Source organism: Ruegeria sp. BHSB058 (assembly GCF_059613285.1).
In genome coordinates, this window is the sequence record NZ_JBXWSF010000008.1 from 20,782 (window position 1) to 39,116 (window position 18,335).

At 59.8% G+C, this 18,335-nt stretch carries 23 protein-coding genes; 7 read left to right on the forward strand and 16 right to left on the reverse strand.

Features of this window, described 5'->3' with window-relative positions; all coding sequences use genetic code 11:
* Position 1 precedes the first annotated feature (1 nt).
* Positions 2-733, reverse strand: coding sequence for a TVP38/TMEM64 family protein (locus AC2FNB_RS03440; RefSeq protein WP_480748747.1), 732 nt, complete (start codon positions 731-733; stop codon positions 2-4).
* Positions 734-1,026: 293 nt separating this feature from the next.
* On the opposite strand from AC2FNB_RS03440, the gene rpmH reads away from it, so the two are divergent.
* Entirely contained in the window at positions 1,027-1,161 is a 135-nt protein-coding gene (gene rpmH, locus AC2FNB_RS03445) for a 50S ribosomal protein L34 (RefSeq protein WP_005980833.1), read from the forward strand.
* 28 nt (positions 1,162-1,189) lie between these two features.
* Complete coding sequence (gene rnpA, locus AC2FNB_RS03450; RefSeq protein WP_480748746.1) at positions 1,190-1,618, forward strand: ribonuclease P protein component; 429 nt, start codon at positions 1,190-1,192, stop codon at positions 1,616-1,618.
* Positions 1,619-1,624: 6 nt separating this feature from the next.
* Here rnpA and AC2FNB_RS03455 read toward each other — a convergent pair whose 3' ends face one another.
* The 13 genes from AC2FNB_RS03455 to AC2FNB_RS03515 all read right to left on the reverse strand — a co-directional run bounded on the left by AC2FNB_RS03455 (position 1,625) and on the right by AC2FNB_RS03515 (position 12,215).
* Positions 1,625-2,470 (reverse strand): urea carboxylase-associated family protein, encoded by an 846-nt coding sequence (locus AC2FNB_RS03455; RefSeq protein WP_480748745.1) that lies wholly within the window; start codon positions 2,468-2,470, stop codon positions 1,625-1,627.
* Positions 2,471-2,553: 83 nt separating this feature from the next.
* Positions 2,554-3,723, reverse strand: a complete 1,170-nt coding sequence (locus tag AC2FNB_RS03460; RefSeq protein ID WP_496744490.1) for a type III PLP-dependent enzyme — start codon at positions 3,721-3,723, stop codon at positions 2,554-2,556.
* 512 nt (positions 3,724-4,235) lie between these two features.
* The gene (locus AC2FNB_RS03465) at positions 4,236-4,382 is read right to left on the reverse strand and encodes a hypothetical protein (RefSeq protein ID WP_480748743.1); all 147 of its coding nucleotides are present in this window, start codon (positions 4,380-4,382) and stop codon (positions 4,236-4,238) included.
* 116 nt (positions 4,383-4,498) lie between these two features.
* Positions 4,499-5,212, reverse strand: a complete 714-nt coding sequence (locus AC2FNB_RS03470) for a ZIP family metal transporter (RefSeq protein ID WP_480748742.1) — start codon at positions 5,210-5,212, stop codon at positions 4,499-4,501.
* Between the two features lie 19 nt (positions 5,213-5,231).
* The gene (locus AC2FNB_RS03475) at positions 5,232-6,011 is read right to left on the reverse strand and encodes a succinate dehydrogenase iron-sulfur subunit (RefSeq protein ID WP_480748741.1); all 780 of its coding nucleotides are present in this window, start codon (positions 6,009-6,011) and stop codon (positions 5,232-5,234) included.
* 11 nt (positions 6,012-6,022) lie between these two features.
* The gene (sdhA, locus tag AC2FNB_RS03480) at positions 6,023-7,828 is read right to left on the reverse strand and encodes a succinate dehydrogenase flavoprotein subunit (RefSeq protein ID WP_496744492.1); all 1,806 of its coding nucleotides are present in this window, start codon (positions 7,826-7,828) and stop codon (positions 6,023-6,025) included.
* Positions 7,829-7,847: 19 nt separating this feature from the next.
* Positions 7,848-8,219 carry a succinate dehydrogenase, hydrophobic membrane anchor protein gene (sdhD, locus tag AC2FNB_RS03485; protein ID WP_480748739.1) on the reverse strand — a complete coding sequence of 124 codons (372 nt, stop codon included), beginning with the start codon at positions 8,217-8,219 and terminating at the stop codon, positions 7,848-7,850.
* A 12-nt stretch (positions 8,220-8,231) separates the two neighbouring features.
* Entirely contained in the window at positions 8,232-8,618 is a 387-nt protein-coding gene (gene sdhC, locus AC2FNB_RS03490; RefSeq protein WP_480748738.1) for a succinate dehydrogenase, cytochrome b556 subunit, read from the reverse strand.
* A gap of 214 nt (positions 8,619-8,832) precedes the next feature.
* Positions 8,833-9,492, reverse strand: a complete 660-nt coding sequence (locus AC2FNB_RS03495; protein ID WP_480748737.1) for a DUF1194 domain-containing protein — start codon at positions 9,490-9,492, stop codon at positions 8,833-8,835.
* Positions 9,493-9,551: 59 nt separating this feature from the next.
* Positions 9,552-10,580, reverse strand: coding sequence for a MaoC family dehydratase (locus AC2FNB_RS03500; protein ID WP_496744494.1), 1,029 nt, complete (start codon positions 10,578-10,580; stop codon positions 9,552-9,554).
* Positions 10,580-10,786, reverse strand: a complete 207-nt coding sequence (locus AC2FNB_RS03505) for a DUF1737 domain-containing protein (protein WP_480748735.1) — start codon at positions 10,784-10,786, stop codon at positions 10,580-10,582. Before AC2FNB_RS03505 ends, AC2FNB_RS03500 begins: the two co-directional genes overlap by 1 nt.
* 9 nt (positions 10,787-10,795) lie before the next feature.
* Complete coding sequence (locus AC2FNB_RS03510; protein WP_496744496.1) at positions 10,796-11,350, reverse strand: NnrU family protein; 555 nt, start codon at positions 11,348-11,350, stop codon at positions 10,796-10,798.
* A gap of 7 nt (positions 11,351-11,357) precedes the next feature.
* The gene (locus tag AC2FNB_RS03515; protein ID WP_496744498.1) at positions 11,358-12,215 is read right to left on the reverse strand and encodes an HpcH/HpaI aldolase/citrate lyase family protein; all 858 of its coding nucleotides are present in this window, start codon (positions 12,213-12,215) and stop codon (positions 11,358-11,360) included.
* Positions 12,216-12,392: 177 nt separating this feature from the next.
* On the opposite strand from AC2FNB_RS03515, the gene AC2FNB_RS03520 reads away from it, so the two are divergent.
* On the forward strand, positions 12,393-12,701 hold the full coding sequence (locus AC2FNB_RS03520) for a hypothetical protein (protein WP_496744499.1): 309 nt from the start codon (positions 12,393-12,395) through the stop codon (positions 12,699-12,701).
* Here the strand turns inward: AC2FNB_RS03520 and AC2FNB_RS03525 are convergent.
* Positions 12,698-13,453, reverse strand: a complete 756-nt coding sequence (locus AC2FNB_RS03525) for a sulfite exporter TauE/SafE family protein (protein ID WP_496744501.1) — start codon at positions 13,451-13,453, stop codon at positions 12,698-12,700. The two genes, AC2FNB_RS03520 and AC2FNB_RS03525, sit on opposite strands and share 4 nt — an antisense overlap.
* A gap of 160 nt (positions 13,454-13,613) precedes the next feature.
* Between AC2FNB_RS03525 and mdh the strand changes: the two genes are divergently transcribed.
* Positions 13,614-14,576: a malate dehydrogenase gene (gene mdh / locus AC2FNB_RS03530; RefSeq protein ID WP_480748730.1), complete on the forward strand. Its 963-nt coding sequence runs from the start codon at positions 13,614-13,616 to the stop codon at positions 14,574-14,576.
* 110 nt (positions 14,577-14,686) lie between these two features.
* On the opposite strand, the gene AC2FNB_RS03535 is transcribed toward mdh, so the two are convergent.
* Entirely contained in the window at positions 14,687-15,487 is an 801-nt protein-coding gene (locus tag AC2FNB_RS03535) for a sulfotransferase family 2 domain-containing protein (protein ID WP_496744558.1), read from the reverse strand.
* 102 nt (positions 15,488-15,589) lie between these two features.
* On the opposite strand from AC2FNB_RS03535, the gene sucC reads away from it, so the two are divergent.
* The 3 genes from sucC to sucD all read left to right on the forward strand — a co-directional run bounded on the left by sucC (position 15,590) and on the right by sucD (position 18,323).
* Positions 15,590-16,783, forward strand: coding sequence for an ADP-forming succinate--CoA ligase subunit beta (gene sucC, locus AC2FNB_RS03540; RefSeq protein WP_496744502.1), 1,194 nt, complete (start codon positions 15,590-15,592; stop codon positions 16,781-16,783).
* A gap of 5 nt (positions 16,784-16,788) precedes the next feature.
* On the forward strand, positions 16,789-17,337 hold the full coding sequence (locus AC2FNB_RS03545) for a hypothetical protein (protein ID WP_496744504.1): 549 nt from the start codon (positions 16,789-16,791) through the stop codon (positions 17,335-17,337).
* Between the two features lie 104 nt (positions 17,338-17,441).
* Complete coding sequence (gene sucD, locus AC2FNB_RS03550; protein WP_496744506.1) at positions 17,442-18,323, forward strand: succinate--CoA ligase subunit alpha; 882 nt, start codon at positions 17,442-17,444, stop codon at positions 18,321-18,323.
* The last annotated feature ends 12 nt before the right edge of the window (positions 18,324-18,335 follow it).

Sequence of the window (18,335 nt, forward strand, 5' to 3'; positions counted from 1 at the left end):
CTCAGACCTCTTTGCGGCCACGGACGGCCCTGAACACGATGGGCAGCGCCGCCAGCGCGCACAGTCCCAGAATCGGCCCGATCACGAACGGCTCCCACAACAGCGAGATATCCGGCGTGCCGCCCCGGTCAAAGACACCCCCCAGCCCGACGCCGATCCAGGTATAGACGATCCCGCCGGGGATGATGCCCAGCGCCGTGGTCAACAGGAAATTGCGGAACTTCACGCCCACCAGCGCCGGCACCAGGTTGGCCACAAAAAACGGTACCACCGGAACCAGCCGCAACAGAAACAGCACCGGGATCTCGTTTTCCCGCAACCCGTCCTTGAGCTTTCTGACGGTGCCTTCGGATGCCTCCAGCCGCGCGGTCAGCGCCTGCCCCAGCCCCCACCGGGCCGCCAGAAAGATGGCCGAGGCGCCAATCGTCGCCGCAACGACATTGTAAACCGTCCCGGCAAACAGCCCGAACAGGAACCCGCCGGTCATCGACGCCACCGCCGCCCCCGGCAGCGAAAATGCCACGATCAGGACATAGGCCGCCATGAACGACGCCACCAAGGCCCAGTAATTCGCATCGCGCCACGCCAGCAGCGCCTCGCGGTTGTCGCGCAACGTCTCGAAGGTCAGGAAATCGCCCAGCGCGAAAAAGCCGATGACGGCCACGGCGAGAATCACCAATAGCGGCACATGCCGCACCAGCCCGCGCCGGGGCATCTGGGTTGCATCACTCATCTGATTGTTTTTGCCTTTTTTCATTCGCCCCCAACATGCGCTGCGAAAGTGAAAAGCAACAGGGGCCTCACGCCGCCTTGAACTTTATGGCGGCAAATGTGAGTGTTTCGGGCCTTGTTCGCTGTTTTTGAAACCTCCCGCACCGGTCGCCGCTGATTTTGTTGCAAAAGAGGTCGAAAACACCGCCCAAGGGGTTTGACTTGCCCCCGACTTGCCAGTAGAGGACAGGCTTCGAACACCCGGGCAGGCGAATCCGCGCCGCACCCCGACCGCCAAAGATTGGAGACGGAGCGATGAAACGCACCTATCAGCCTTCGAACCTGGTTCGCAAACGCCGCCACGGTTTCCGCGCACGCATGGCCACCAAGGCAGGCCGCAAGATTCTGAACGCACGCCGCGCGCGTGGCCGCAAGTCGCTGAGCGCATAAGCCCTCAACGACCGACGTTCTGACGCACATGACGCCGCCGGAGGCCCCTGAGGATGGCATCGACCACCCCGGGGAAACGCCCCCGGCGGCGTCCGTTTGCGCGCCCGTCACCCTGACCGTGCTGCGCAACAGATCCGATTTCCTCAAAGCCGCCGGCGCCCGCAGGCAGGGCACCTCGACCATGATGGTGCAGGCCCGCAAACGCAGCCCCGACGAAGGCGGCGAGGGCATTCGCGTGGGCTTCACCTGCTCCAAGAAGGTGGGCAACGCCGTGGCCCGCAACCGCGCCAAGCGACGCCTGCGCGAAGCGGCGCGCGCGGTGCTGCCCGAAACCGGGCGTCCGGGCTGGGACTACGTCCTCATCGGCCGCGCCAACGAGACCGGCACCCAGCCCTTCGAAACACTCCTCGGCGATCTCCGGCGCGCGCTGCGTAAACTGCACAGCCCGCCCAGATAATCCCGCCTATCTGCCGTGGCTGCGGTCATACCCGTTCAGGCCGGGGCTCTGCCATCCCGCCAGCGCGCCATCTGCAGGCGCGAATACCTCGACCAGCATCGGATAGCAGGCGGCAGTGTCCGAGGAATGCTCTGACGAACAATCGCCACCCGGACAGGCGCTCAGATTGCCCAGCACATCGATCTCGGCAAAAAACTCCAGGTAATCGCCGGGCCGCACCGGCGAGGCCTTCATGAAGTACTGCCCGGTATCGCGAGTGAACCCGGTGCACATGAACACGTTCAGCACGTCGTGAACATGCAGTTCGGCCTCGGCCAGCGGTATGCCCAGATGATCGGCCAGCGCCCGTGTCAGGTTGGAATGACAGCAATGGTGATACTGCGTCCCGGCCAGCAGATTGCCGGTATAGGGATCGCAGCGCGTGCCGATCACGTCATGCACCGAACCGCCGAATGCGTCGATTCCGTACCAATCCAGCGTGTCCTCGATGATGGTGGCCATCGGACGCATATGGGGCAGGCTCGACCACAACCGCTCTCCGGTGGTGACATGGGTGCCGTGCAACGCGCGGGTCTTGCCCGAAAAAAACCGCTCGGACAGATCGTGCAGATTCCACAGGTTGAAATCCCCCACCTGCGGCCCCTCGATCGAGGTGATGCGAAAGAAATGCCCGGCAGGCACTTCGAAACAGGCGGCATCGCGCGGCGGCACCACCACCTCGGCCGTCTTGGTCGCCGTCGCCCGCGCCGCCCGGTAAAGATCCAGATCGGGCGCGGGCAACGTTTCGGGCGGATAGCAGATCACCGGCGCCACGGCGCGGCGGGCAACGGCATCAGAAGGGGCATTCGTCATGGGGCACCTGTCACGGATTTTCCGCACATAAAGCCCCAGTCAGGCTCCAGAGGCAATACGGCCCCGGCCCCAGGTCCGAAAATTCAGATCGCAATCACATCCAGCGGCGGAAACCCGTTGAACCCGACCGACGCATAGGTCGAGGTATAGGCGCCGCAATTGCGGATCGTGATCCGATCACCGCCACGCAGGCCCAGCGGCAGATGCACCAGTTTCTTTTCATACATCACGTCGGCGCTGTCGCAGGACGGCCCGGCCAGAACACAAGGCCCGGTGGGCTCGTGATCCCGCTCGGTCAGGAACTGATAACAGATCGCCTCGTCCATGGTCTCGGCCAGACCCGAAAACTTGCCGATATCCAGATAGACCCATCGGTGCAGATCGTTGTCCGATTTGCGCGCAACCAGCAGCACCTCGGCGGCAATCGCACCTGCCTCGGCCACCATGCCCCGGCCCGGCTCCGCCATGAGATGCGGAACCTCGCCAAAACGCTCGGTCACCAGCTTGATGACCTCGGCGGCGTACAGCTCGGGCGCATCCACCTCGGTGCCGTAATAGGCCGGAAAGCCGCCGCCGATGTTGAGCAGGCTCAGGTCGTGTCCCGCCGCGCGGGCGGCGTGCCAGACGGCGGCGACCTGATCCAGAACCGGCACCCACATTTCGGCCCGGCGGGTTTGCGACCCGACATGGAACGACAGACCAATCGCATCCAGACCAAGCGCGCGCGCATGGTCCAGCACCGCAATCGCCTTGTCGGGTGCACAGCCGAACTTGCGGCTCAGCGGCCAATCGGCCTGCGTCGCCTCGACGATCATGCGGATATAGACCCGCGCGCCGGGCGCATGCTCGGCGATCTTGTCCAGTTCGTCTTCGGCGTCGGCAGCAAACAGGGTGATACCCGCGTCATGCGCCCACGCGATGTCGGTCGGCTTCTTGACGGTGTTGCCGAACGAAATCCGCTCAGGCCCTGCACCGGCAGCAAAGCACATTTCGATCTCGACACGCGAAGCGGCGTCAAAATTGCTTCCTGCGCGGGCAAGCGTTTCCAGGATCGCTGGATGCGGATTGGCCTTGACGGCATAGTGGATCCAGGCCCTGCCCAAACCCTGCGCCAGCGCCGCGAACTGACGGGCAACCGCATCGGTGTCGATCACCAGCGTCGGGCGGTCAAATCGGTTGGTCAGAATGAAGGATTCAGCGCGCGACAGAGTCGCATCGCCACGGGCAAAAAGCCCGGTTACGAGAGCGTTCATGGTCATCTCCAACAGGCGCGGCGCGGTGACCGCGAAGCTAAGGTGGAGACGTTACCGTCGCTACGTAACCATAGGGAGCAGCCCTTACGACAGAGGCGCGTGCGTTGGCGTCTTTAATCGCCATATCGGAGTCTTGCGAACTCATTGCAAGAAGAAAATTCGGGTCCAAAATAAATTTTTGCCGCGCCCGCAAATTCTTTGTCGCCCCGGCAACGCATTTGTACAAAACGGAACATGACCCCTTTGAAACCGGTACAATTCGGACAGTTCGAGGCCTAGTCACGCGTCCGCAAACACGCCTTGGGCGCATCCTGACCCGCCACGCGCGCCCCGCAAAACGCGCAGGTCCAGCACCCTTCGGCCCGGTGCTGCCGCCATCGGCAATCACGCGTCAGCGAAGTTGTACGCGCCCGCCAGACGAAATAGGCAAATACCCCAAGGGCAAGAAGCAATAGCAGAACCGGCATACCCCGGACATCTGCCCGGGGCCTCGCCGGAACGCAAGCCTTAGGTTACGCGGCGTTTGCATATTCGAACAGATCGGGCTCACGCGAAACGGGCGGGATTTCCTTTTCCGGAGTGTAATATGCCCATGCCTGCTCCAACAGTTTCAGGGCCTCGTCTGCCGGGAATTTTCTTTTTTCTTCAACGGCTTTCATGGGTGTCGTCCTTCTCAAGGTCAACCATCCCTCCCCGCTTCGACATTAGGCCCGCGAACGGCGCAAATCACCCCATCTCTTTGCATTCTGGACATGCACAGACCGCAAGGCTGACTTCAATGGATCAGCATATCGCCCGCAAGACCCAGCGCGAAACCCATCACGCCACCAAGGGCCGGCGACCAGCTTCCCTTGCTTCTCGCCTCAGGTGCGATGTCCTGAAACAGCAGGTACAGAATACCGCCAGCGGCAAAGATCATGATCGCGCCCAGAGTTTCCGGATCGTTGGACAGAAAGTGGAAACCAACTGCCGCACATACCGGCCCCAATGCCGCAAGGCCCAGAAAAATAACGATAATCTGCACGCTCGACACATGACTGTTTTTCCAGATGTCGCGAAATGCCGAAAACCCCTCGGGCAGGTTTTGAAGGAAGATCATCGCCGCCAGCAGCTTGGCCGTTGCCGCCTCGACGGTCAGCAAAGCGCCCAGCGCCATCGCTTCGGGCAGGAAGTCGAGCAGCATCGCCAGCAACAAGGCACCGGTCCCCCCCTGCCGCTCAAGGTGCTTGTCGACTGCATAGAAGGTCAGCCCACCGCCTAACAGAAGCGGAACGGCAAAAAAGACGGGCAAAGCTTGCGACCCTTTCGGCACCAGTACAAGCGCAACCGCCGATAGCAAAGCACCACCTCCAAAGGCCGTGATGCCATGCAGAACCCGGTCTTTCAGCTGCAGATCGCTGATATGTTCATAGCGCGCCAAAGCTCCGCCCAAAGGCATCGCGAGGCCAGCAAAAAGGGAAAGCAACAATGCGTATGTCAGCGGCGTCATACCGCTGACACTAGGCATCTCAAACGGTGCGTTCCACCATCATTTTCTTGATCTCCGCAATCGCCTTGGCCGGGTTCAGACCCTTGGGACAAGTCTTTGCGCAGTTCATGATCGTATGGCAGCGGTAAAGCTTGAATGGATCTTCCAACTCATCCAGACGCTCCCCCGTTGCCTCATCCCGGCTGTCGATGATCCAACGATAGGCGTGCAAAAGCGCGGCGGGGCCAAGATAACGATCACCGTTCCACCAATAGCTGGGGCACGAGGTCGAGCAGCTGGCGCACATCACGCATTCATACAGCCCGTCCAGTTTCTTGCGGTCCTCTATCGACTGCTTCCACTCCTTGGCCGGACGGTTGGTCTTGGTTTCCAGCCACGGCATGATCGAAGCGTGCTGGGCATAGAAATGCGTCAGATCCGGGATCAGGTCCTTGACCACCGGCATATGCGGCAGCGGATAGATCTTCACGTCGCCCTTGATCTCATCCATGCCGTAGATGCAGGCCAAAGTGTTTATCCCGTCGATATTCATCGCGCATGAGCCACAAATGCCTTCGCGGCAGGAGCGGCGGAAAGTCAGCGTCGGATCGATCTCATTCTTGATCTTGATCAGTGCGTCCAGAACCATCGGGCCGCATTCGTCCATATCGACGAAATAGGTATCCACGCGCGGGTTTTGACCGTCATCCGGATTCCAGCGATAGATCTGGAATTTCCGCACATTGGTCGCGCCTTGAGGCTTGGGCCACGTCTTGCCCGTGGTGATCCTGGAGTTCTTGGGGAGGCTGAATTGAACCATGATCTGTCTCCTTAGAACGTCCGCGCCTTGGGCGCGATTTTCTTGAGGCTGATGCCGCCTTCTTCTTCGGTGGTCAGCGGATCAACGATTACGGGACGATAGCTGAGGTCGACCTGGTTGCCTTCAACCCGGCTGACTGTATGCACTCGCCAGTTCTCGTCGTCGCGCGTGGTGAAATCCTCGTGCGCATGCGCGCCGCGGCTTTCCTTGCGCGCCTCGGCACCGACGATGGTGGCCAGCGCGTTGGGCATCAGGTTGGTGAGTTCCAGCGTTTCCATCAGGTCGCTGTTCCAGACCAACGACCGGTCGGTGACTTTCAGGTCGTCCAACTTGGCTGCGATGGCGGTCATCTTCTCGACGCCTTCGGCCATGGTTTTCGAGGTGCGGAACACTGCCGCGTCCGCCTGCATGGTCTTTTGCATCTCAAGCCGCAGATCGGCGGTTGCGACGCCTCCGCTGGCATTTCGCAGCCCGTCGAACCGATCAAACGCCTTGTCGACCGACGTCTGGTTCAACACCGGGTTCGGCGCCTCGGCATCGACGACCGTGCCAGCGCGAATCGCGGCGGCACGGCCAAAGACCACCAGGTCGATCAGCGAGTTCGAACCCAGGCGATTGGCGCCATGTACCGAAGCGCAACCCGCCTCGCCCACGGCCATCAGGCCAGGCACGACGGCGGTCGGATTGTCGGAGGTCGGGTTCAGCACTTCGCCCCAATAGTTGGTCGGAATGCCGCCCATGTTGTAGTGCACGGTCGGCAGAACCGGGATCGGTTCCTTGGTCACGTCCACTCCGGCAAAGATCTTGGCCGATTCCGAGATACCTGGCAGACGCTCTGCCAGAGCCTCGGGCGGCAGGTGGGAAAGATTCAGGTGGATGTGATCGCCATCCTTGCCCACGCCGCGGCCTTCGCGGATTTCCATGGTCATCGAGCGGCTGACATAGTCACGCGGCGCGAGGTCCTTGTACTGAGGCGCGTAACGCTCCATGAACCGCTCGCCTTCGGAGTTGGTCAGGTATCCACCTTCGCCCCGAGCACCTTCGGTGATCAGGCAGCCCGAACCGTAAATGCCGGTCGGATGGAATTGTACGAACTCCATATCCTGCAGGGCCAGTCCAGCACGTGCCACCATGCCGCCGCCGTCACCGGTGCAGGTATGCGCCGAAGTAGCCGAGAAGTAGGCGCGCCCATAACCGCCGGTCGCCAGCACCACCATCTTGGCATTGAAGACATGCATGGTGCCGTCGTCCAGCTTCCAGCAGACAACCCCCTGACATTGCCCGTCATCGGACATGATCAGATCGATGGCGAAATACTCGATGTAGAACTCGGCGTTGTTCTTGAGGCTCTGGCCATAGAGCGTGTGCAGGATGGCGTGGCCGGTCCGGTCGGCGGCGGCACAAGTCCGTTGCACCGCGGGGCCCTCGCCGAACTCGGTCGTGTGACCGCCAAAGGGGCGCTGATAGATCTTGCCCTCTTCAGTGCGGCTGAAGGGTACGCCGTAATGCTCCAGCTCATAAACCGCCTTGGGCGCGTGGCGGGCCAGGTATTCCATCGCGTCGGTATCGCCCAACCAGTCCGACCCTTTGACGGTGTCGTACATGTGCCATTGCCAGTTGTCCGGCCCCATATTCGACAGCGAGGCGGCGATCCCACCTTGTGCGGCAACCGTGTGCGAGCGGGTCGGGAAAACCTTGGTCACACAGGCGGTGCGCAGGCCCTGTTCGGCCATGCCCAGCGTCGCCCGCAGACCGGCACCGCCAGCGCCGACAACGACCACGTCATATTCATGCGTTTCGTATTCGTAAGCAGCCATGTTCTTTCAGCTCCGGTCGTTAGAGGGCGATGCGCGCGATAGCAAAAAGGCCGGTCGCGGCGGCGGCATAGGACAAGCAGATCACGCCGATGATCAGAATTTTCTGCGTCAGGCCATGGACGTAATCTTCAAGCATCACCTGCGCGCCGTCAGCAAAGTGCTTGAAGCCGACGAGCAGCGTCAACGCCGCGACGATGGCCGGGAACGGGCGCGAGAAGTAGTCCAGCACTGCATCATGTGGCTGACCCAACATCGGGCCAAAGGTAAAGACGAACAGTGGCACAAGGATCAGCAGAGCCACCGAGCTGACTTTCATGGCCCAGAAATGAGCGGTTCCGGCTTTCGCGGCCCCCATGCCAACGGCACGTTTGCGGTCGGTAAGATAACGCATCATCGGCCTCCGTTATGCGATGACCAGAAGGGTCAGGATGGTCAGGACGAACGAGCCGATCACCACAGCCCATCCCAGCTTGTAAGCGGTCGGGATGTCCAGGCCGATTGCATTGTCCCAAACCAGATGCCGGACGCCGGCCAGAGTGTGATACCACAGCCCCCAAAGCGACAGCGCCATGACTATGTCGCCCAGCAAAGACGTGATCACGGCATTGGCGAATGCGTAGTACTCGGGCGAGGTCGCGGCGGCGAGGAACCACCAGACGATCAGCAGCGCCGCAACGATGAGTGCGTTTCCGGTGATGCGCGTCAGAATGGACGTCACCGACGTCAGCTGCGGCCGGTAAATGCTCAGGTGCGGTGAAAGCGGGCGGTTGCCCCGATTGACATCGGCCATTGTGGCTCCTTTCAGGTTGGTTGAGAGAGTTTTTACCCGATTTTCCGAATCTGTCACGCGCTGCAGGTGCAAAAAGATCAGAAAAAGCGATCAATTCTGCGGATATTGCATGTTTGTGATCACGCGGACAATCTGTGTGATCACGTTGCCCCCGCCGGAGCGGGAATGTGAGCGATATCAAGCAACCGCCATTGTGATCACGAATCTTGTTTTGTCACCGAAACGCGGTTTGTTGGGTAACTTCGCGCAGCAATTTCTTCCGGATGCGCTCGGGATAATCCCGAAAGCCCCCGGCTGTGACGACAAAAGCACCTTCGCCAATAATGACGTTTTCGTAAAAGTAAGCGGTCAAGTCTGGCTCGCTTTCCTCAATGGCAATTGCATTGACCGTAATGCCCAATTCGCGCAAACCCTCATGCGTTTTTGTCGGTTCAATCCCTTCGTTGGACACCCCATCCCCCGAAACATCAATCAACAGCCGCGAGCAATCCCGAACTTCGGCAAAGGTCGCCATCGTCGCTTCCAGCGCCTCACCGATCGCGGTCGAAAAATTTCGCCAGATGCGGGGATCGTTTTCCACATTCCGCGCAAACGCCTCAAGGGCTTCGAAACTGTCAACGCTGGTCCAGGGGATCGTGACCTGCTGGCGGGACGCGCCTGTCCACTGGATCAGCATCAGTTGCGCCTCGGCCCGCACCAGCGCCTCGGACACTACCGGGTCGCGCAAGCCTTCGGCCAAGCCGTCCATCTGAAGGCGGTATTCCCGAGAATCAACGGAACCAGAAACATCCACAGCCAAGGCCAACGCCAGATCGCAGGCCGCCGCTGGCGGCGCCAGAACAACACTGAAAGCAATGCAGCGTAGAACGTTCATGCCCCCAGCCTAGCACGGAAAATCCGCGTTGGGATCACATGACTGTCAGGTGCCCGATGTTACTTTGGCATCAACGCCCAATAGTCCAGATCCAACAGCACCTCGGGGCGGTATTTGCCCTCGTCTGTTTTCAGCGCGAACACCTCGCCGCCTTTGGTCGCCACCAGCCGCAGACGGATTGCACCAACGCCGGGCGCGCCAGTGTCCGCCTTGTCCAGAACTTCGGTCCAGGCTTTTACCGTGTCCCCGGCAAAACACGGATTGGCGTGCGCGCCGCCGTTCAGACCCACAATCATCTGGGCATTGGCCAGACCGTTGAAAGACAGGGCGCGCGCCATCGAGATGACGTGACCGCCATAGATCAGGCGGCCTTCGGGACGGAAAGTCAGGTCAAAATGCACCTTGGCGGTGTTCTGCCACAACCGGGTGGCGATCATGTGTTCGGCTTCTTCGATGGTCACGCCATCAACATGGTCGATTTTTTCCCCGACTTCATAGTCGCCCCAGCGATGCGGTTCGCCCGCCAGGTCAAAATCGTAGGTCGTGAAATCCAGTCCTTCTGGGATCACCAGCCGGTCGGCAGGCACGACCTTGTCAAGCTCCGGCACCACGGTATCCGGCGCGGGGGCGTCGAGGTTCGATTTGCGCACCATCACCCAGCGGACATATTCGATGACCACCTCGTCGCGCTGGTTCAGCCCGCGCGTGCGCACCCAAACCACCCCGGTTTTGCCGTTCGAGTTCTGCTTGAGCCCGATCACTTCGGACACAGAACGCAGCGTGTCGCCGGGCCAGACCGGTTTCAGCCAACGCCCCTCGGCATATCCCAGATTGGCGACCGCGTTCAGCGACACATCCGGTACGGTCTTGCCAAAAACCACATGGAACGCCGCCAGATCATCGATCGGGCTTTGCGGCAGACCGCAGGACTGTGCAAATGCGTCCGACGAGTAAAGCGCGTGGCGTGCTGGGTAAAGCGCGTGGTACAATGCGCGCTCCCCCCCCGATACCGTGCGTGGAACCGCGTGGATCAAGGTTTGCCCGACGGAATAATCCTCGAAAAAGCGGCCCGGGTTGGTCTTCGCCATCATTGCTGCCCCAGTTTCATTGCCGGAGAATAGTCGGCCTCGACATCCTTGGTTACGGCCTGCGCGCAACGCATGACGTTGTTTGCAGGATCAAAGGCATAGGATGGAGACCCATGCAATTCCCACCCCTTGGCCAATGCATCCGAAACCTTGTGACAGAATGCTGACGTGTCCTCCTCGGTCAGGAGGCGATAGAGCTTCGACATGCTATTTCCTTATGTCGGGAAGGGTGACGGGCCGACGAGCCCATGAATATTGCCGATGACGACCAGCAGAACGATCGAGGCCACAAAGAACATACCGTCCTTGCCCAGCGTGCCCGGCTGCGACGGGGTCCAGTTTGGCTCTGCCCGGTTGATCGCGACAACCTCGACCATACCCCACAGGAACAGGCCACCGAACAGGATGATCGACGCAAGATCGCCGTTTACCAGCAGATGCGCCACGGCCCATGCCCGGAAACCCGCCAGCATCGGATGGCGCATTTTGTTCAGGATCAGGCCCTTGGTGCCCGCAGGGCTCATCATCCAGATCGCGATCAACACCAGCAGGTTGTTGATATGCACCATGAAGGTCGGCGGTGACCAGACATGGATGAAATCGGTCATGCGATAGCCGATGACCATCAAAACGATGGACACCAGCAGTGCTGCGGCAACCGACCCTTTGCCAGACTCGCCCATCGCGGCGCGTCGCTCGGGCATAATACGTTTGAACAGATGGGCGGCCCACCAAAGCGCCACACCCAGGATCAGAAGAACGAAGCCCATTGCCGGCCTACCCCGCTTGCAAAATCAAAATCGCCTCTGCTTTTGCCAGAATTTCGCGGGCCGTTGCAACGTGAAGATTTTCGACGATCTTGCCATCCACCACGGCAACCCCCTGCCCCCGCGCTGTGACTTCTTCGAAAGCGGCAATCTGGCGACGGGCCAGGTCGACTTCGCTATCCGACGGAGCAAAGGCGGCGTTGGCGATATCCACCTGCGCCGGGTGGATCAGGGTCTTGCCATCAAAACCCATATCCCGGCCCTGTTCACATTCGGAGGCCAGCCCCTCGACATCCTTGAAGGCGTTGTAGACGCCGTCGATGATGATCAGGCCCTCGGCCTTGGCCGCCAGAACACACAGGCCCAGTGAGGTCATCAGGGGCGTGCGGTCAGGGCGGAAACGGGTCTGAAGCTCCTTGGCAAGGTCGTTCGTGCCCATGACGAAGCCCGCCATCAGCGGATGCGCCGCGATTTCCGCCGCGTTCAGCATGCCGCGCGGTGTTTCCATCATCGCCCAAATCGGCAGATCGCCGGTGATCGCAGCGAGCGCCTCTACATCCGCGGCGCTGTTCACCTTGGGCAACAGAACGACATCCGCCGCCATCTCGCGCACTGCTTCGGCATCGGCCCGCCCCCAAGGGGTGTCGAGGCCGTTGATTCGCACGATCCGCACCCGATCGCCATAACCGCCCGCCGCCAGAGCCGCCTTGAGCGTCTCGCGGGCGTTGTCCTTTTCATTCGCGGCAACCGCATCCTCGAGATCAAAGATGATGGCATCGACAGGCAAGGTTCTGGCCTTTTCCAGAGCCCGCTCCCGGGATCCCGGAATGTAAAGTACTGAGCGATAGGGGCGCAGGCGTTGATCCATGGTTTTCCCTCAAGAAATAAAGTTGCGCAAAACTGCCCCCTTTTTTCCGGAAAGTTCAAGAGCTAAAACGCCGCATTGCAGCATTATCGCCGCGTAGCAACGCACCGCGCGCGCATTTCATCACTCTGTCAGCCTCTCTGACGCAGCCTTTCCTTACAAACATGCAAGGGTGATACGATGAACAAAATAGCATTGGCGATGAGCTTTGGTATACTGGCGCTGGCGGCTCAGCAGTTGCAGGCACAGGGGCAAAACTGTGCGCCGCGTGAAGCGGTTCTGGAAAGACTTTCGGAAACCTTTGGTGAAACCCGTCGAGGGATCGGGTTGGCCCAGCAGGGGGTGGTGATGGAGGTTTTTGCCTCGGACGAGACCGGTTCCTGGACAATCACCGTCACGTTGCCCAACGGTGTGACCTGTCTGGTGGCATCGGGTCAATCTTATGAAGCCCTGGCCGACAACCTGCCCGCATCCGGACAGGACGCCTAGGTCAGGGCGTCCCAGATCAATTTGCATCCCGTGACCATCAACAAAACATAGGCGATGCCGAAAAACACCCGCTCGGACACCATCCAATGCGCGCGGACGCCAAGCCATGCGCCCAGCAACGCGAAAGGGGCCAACAGCAGATCCGCCACTGCGGTCTGGAGTGTGAACATCCCAAGAAAAGCATACGGGACGAATTTGGCAATGTTGATGGCCCAGAAAACAAGAACTGTCGTCGCCTGAAACTGCGTCTTCGAAAGCCGTTGTGACAGCAGATAGACGGCCGCAGGCGGGCCTCCGGCATGGCTGACAAAGCTGGTGAACCCGGCAACCACGCCCGACAGCAACCCGACCGAAGCAGGCAGCCGGTTGGCAAGTGATGGCGCCCAACCCCGCGACTGGCCAAGGTGCCATATCACGAAAAGTACCGAAATCCCGCCGATCAGCAGGCGCAGCACATCTGCATCGGTGACCTGATACAGGCAGGCCCCCAATGCGACGCCGGGCAGGCCTCCGAGGATCAGCAACCTGGCATCTGGCAGGCTCCACCGCTTCCAATAGGGGCGCAAGGTCGCCAGATCGATCAACATCAAAAGCGGCAGCATCAGCGCAAGCGCCTGGCCCGGTTCCAGTATCAGCGCCAGAATCGAGGCTGATGCAAAGGCCACGCCTGAACCGAAACCGCCCTTGGAAATGCCTGCAAAGACCACCGCCGGGATCGCAACGACGAAAAACAAGACGTTGATTTCCAACACGTCAGCGCCCCCGAAACCCCTGTTCCCCAAGTCCTTTAGCGCAATCAGAAGGCCGTGCGCAATCTGTATGCGGTCGCATGCCGCGTTGCAGAACCCTTGCGCGATGCCGTTTTAACGACTAGCAAAACCGCGATTTCAAACCCGACCGGAGATATTCCAAATGGCCAGACCCAAGATCGCGCTGATCGGCGCAGGTCAGATCGGCGGCACGCTCGCCCACCTCGTCGCACTGAAAGAACTCGGCGACGTCGTTCTCTTTGACATTGCCGAGGGTATCCCCGAAGGCAAGGCATTGGACATCGCTGAATCCGGCCCGGCCGAAGGATTCGACGCCAAACTCAAAGGTACCCAGTCCTACGAGGATATCGCAGGCGCGGACGTCTGCATCGTCACCGCCGGTGTGCCCCGCAAGCCGGGCATGAGCCGCGACGACCTGCTGGGCATCAACCTCAAGGTCATGAAATCGGTTGGCGAAGGCATCGCCGCCAATGCGCCCGACGCATTCGTGATCTGCATCACCAACCCGCTCGACGCCATGGTCTGGGCGCTGCGCGAGTTCTCGGGCCTGCCCCACAACAAGGTCTGCGGCATGGCCGGGGTGCTGGATTCGGCCCGCTTCCGCCACTTCCTGGCGGAAGAGTTCAACGTGTCGATGAAAGACGTGACCGCATTTGTTCTGGGCGGCCACGGTGACACGATGGTGCCTTCGGTGCGCTATTCGACTGTCGCCGGCATTCCGCTGCCCGATCTGGTTGAAATGGGCTGGACCACGCAAGAGCGCCTTGATGCCATCGTGCAGCGCACCCGCGACGGTGGCGCCGAGATCGTCGGCCTGCTGAAGACCGGTTCGGCCTACTATGCGCCCGCCACCAGCGCCATCGAAATGGCCGAAGCTTACCTCAAGGACCAAAAACGCGTCCTGCCCTGTGCCGCCTATTGCGATGGCGAACTGGGCGTGAGCGGCATGTATGTCGGTGTTCCGACCGTGATCGGCGCAGGCGGCATCGAGAAGATCGTGAACATCAAGCTCAACGCTGTCGAACAGGAAGGCTTCGACAATTCGGTCAACGCCGTCAAGGGCTTGATCGAAGCGTGCAAGGGCATCGACGGCTCGCTGGCCTGACGAGTCGCATTCCGCAAAATCAGGATCGGCTCGTATCGGGCCGATCCTTTGCTGATGTCACCACCCGCAATCGGCGACATTGCAAGGCCGCACGACCCGGCCGGTTGATATTAGAGTCGGTTTTCAGCTTCTTGCTGGCGTTCCCACGTTTCGATCATACGGTAGTCAACAGCATAGAAGCGTTCGATGTCCCCCCGGATCGCGTCCGATACCGCAACCTTCAGTTTCGCCGATCTGTTTTCCCAGATACCGTGGTCGGCCGGTTCGGTGCCGGTTGCCTCGTCAACCCAATCAAATACCTGCGCCAAACCATCCTCGAACCTGAACAGCTTTGTATCAGGCACGACGAAGTCGGCCTGAGGTTTGATATGGTTGTCGAACGTGTATTCATCCCGTCCATACCGGTCAAAAGCCGCCTTGACCCAATCATCAAAGGGCTTCGGGTTCGCCTTGCCTGCGGCACGGTATCTATACTCGCTGACTATCCGGGACACCGGGTCGCGGAATACGGCAAAGGAGTGATCATAAAACTCGCGCGGAACCAATTTGGAGTGAATATGCGAATCCATGTGCTGAGCAACCGTGGCTGACCATCCCATTCTACGACCATGCCGCAGGGCAAGCGGGCCTTTCAGCGCCAGATATCTCTCAATGCTGGTCCCACCCGTTTTGGGAATGTGCACAAAAAACAGTATAGATTGAGATATCCGCGCAAGAGGCATGATCCACCAGTATGAAGCTCCGGCCTTGGAATCCGGCCTTGTTTGTCTTACCCCGACATTGCACAGGTCGGGATCTCTCTCAACACCATCGTTTGCAAGACAGCCAAGCCGAGTCGCACAGAGCGCTGTTTCCCAAGCCAACCATTTCCGTATGTGATCACACCTAAAAAACCTGTGATCACAAAACATAAAAATCTTCGTGAAAATCCCCCATTTCGGCAAAAAACCCTTTAAATCCGGATGCCGAACACGCCTATATCGGTGAAATCGCAGTCACACGGGACAGTTTCGATGAACATTCACGAATACCAAGCCAAGGCTCTTCTTCGCAGTTACGGTGCGCCGGTTTCCGACGGGCGTGTCGTTCTGCGCGCGGAAGAGGCGAAAACCGCCGCCGGTGCGCTCGACGGCCCGATGTGGGTGGTAAAAGCCCAGATTCACGCAGGCGGGCGCGGCAAAGGGCACTTCAAAGAATCCGACGCCGGCGAAAAGGGGGGCGTGCGCCTGACCAAGTCGGTCGAGGAAGCTGCCGAGGAAGCCAAGAAGATGCTGGGCCGCACTCTGGTGACGCATCAGACCGGCCCGGTCGGCAAGCAGGTGAACCGCATCTATATCGAGGACGGCTCGGGCATTCAGACAGAGATGTACCTGGCCCTGCTGGTGGACCGTGGCACCAGCCGCATTTCCTTTGTCTGCTCGACCGAGGGCGGTATGGACATCGAAGAGGTCGCCGCCGAGACACCTGAAAAGATCCTGTCCTTCTCGGTCGACCCGGCAACCGGCTATCAGCCCTATCATGGACGCCGCATCGCATTCATGCTGGGCCTCGAAGGCAAACAGGTGAAACAGTGTGTCGCGCTGATGGGTACGCTGTACAAGATGTTCGTCGACAAAGACATGGAGATGCTGGAAATCAACCCGCTGATCGTGACCGACACGGGCGATCTGAAATGCCTCGACGCAAAGATGGGCTTTGACGGCAACGCTGTCTATCGCCACCCCGACATCGCCGAACTGCGCGACACGACCGAGGAAGACCCCAAGGAGCTGGAAGCCTCCAAGTACGATCTGAACTACATCGCGCTGGATGGTGAGATCGGCTGCATGGTGAACGGTGCCGGTCTGGCCATGGCCACCATGGACATCATCAAGCTGTACGGGGCCGAGCCTGCCAACTTCCTCGACGTAGGTGGCGGTGCGACCAAAGAGAAAGTGACCGAGGCGTTCAAGATCATCACCTCGGACCCGAACGTCAAAGGCATTCTGGTCAACATCTTCGGCGGCATCATGCGCTGTGACGTCATCGCCGAGGGCGTTGTCGCCGCGGTGAAAGAGGTTGGCCTGCAGGTTCCGCTGGTCGTGCGTCTGGAAGGCACGAATGTTGAGAAAGGCAAAGAGATCATCAACACCTCTGGCCTGGACGTGATCGCGGCGGACAACCTGAAAGACGGTGCCGAGAAGATCGTTAAGGCGGTGAAGGGCTGAGACGGATGAAGGCTCGACTAACATCGGCTCTCTTTGCTTTGCTTTTTGCGACTGCTTGCCAAACTACGAACGAAACAAGCAGTGCGCAGAAAGCATGGGAAGAACAGCCGACAGTGGCATCAGCCATTGCTGATGAAATACCGTTGGCAAAAGAGTTCGTTGCCGCGGGTGCAAATGCTTGTGCGTCTTTCTTTCTGAAAGGAACACCTCTGTCGTCTTTGACCGATAGAGGTTTTAAAAAAACCATATTCGGCTGGACCAAAGACCTTGGCAGGCCAAGTTTCCTTCTTCAGCGCAATTACGTTTCCGTACGCACTGTCGGAACGTCCGAATGTAGCGTGAACATTGGGGGAATGTCTTCGAACAACATTTACGCTTTTCGTGACATAGCCGACTCCACATGGTCCAAACGCGGCTTCAAGAGAGAGACGCGGCATTTTCAGAATGGCCGCAAGATCGACTTTTTGGTCAACGGAGGCACCGAGTTTGCTGCCTACACGAAATATGCAACCAGCAACCAGGGAAACGTCATCATTCTACAGTTCAACAGGTAGCACGATTGCGCCAACGGACATTCCCTTCCGGAACACCCAGCAGGATAGGACCACCTCCAAAACAGGTGGTCCCATCCTAGGATCAAGACAAGGAGACACCTAAAATGGCAGTCCTCATCGACGAAAATACCAAAGTGATCTGTCAGGGCTTTACCGGCTCGCAGGGCACATTCCACTCTGAACAGGCCATCGCCTATGGCACCAAGATGGTCGGCGGCGTGACCCCCGGCAAAGGCGGGATGGAACACCTGGGCCTGCCCGTGTTCAACTCGGTCCACGAGGCCAAGCATGTGACCGAAGCCAATGCCAGCGTGATCTATGTCCCGCCGCCTTTTGCGGCTGACTCGATCCTCGAAGCGATTGATGCCGAGATGGAAGTGATCGTCTGCATCACCGAAGGCATCCCGGTTCTGGACATGATGAAGGTGAAGCGCGCGCTGGAAGGCAGCAAGTCGCGCCTGATCGGGCCGAACTGCCCCGGTGTCATCACGCCTGACGCCTGCAAGATCGGCATCATGCCCGGCCACATTCACAAACGCGGGAGCGTGGGTGTCGTTTCCCGCTCGGGTACGCTTACTTATGAAGCTGTGAAACAGACAACTGACGTAGGACTGGGCCAGTCCACCTGTGTGGGCATTGGCGGCGACCCGATCAAGGGCACCGAACATATCGACGTGCTGGAATGGTTCCTGGCCGATGACGAAACCACTTCGATCATCATGATCGGCGAAATCGGCGGCTCGGCCGAGGAAGAAGCCGCACAGTTCCTGGCAGATGAGGCCAGGAAGGGCCGCAAAAAGCCGGTCGCCGGTTTCATCGCAGGCCGCACGGCCCCTCCGGGCCGCCGCATGGGCCACGCGGGCGCAATCGTCGCCGGTGGCAAGGGCGGTGCCGAAGACAAGATCGAAGCCATGCGCTCGGCCGGGATCGTCGTGGCCGAAAGCCCGGCGCAGCTGGGTGAGGCTGTGCTGGAAGCGATTGGGTAAGTGACCAATAGC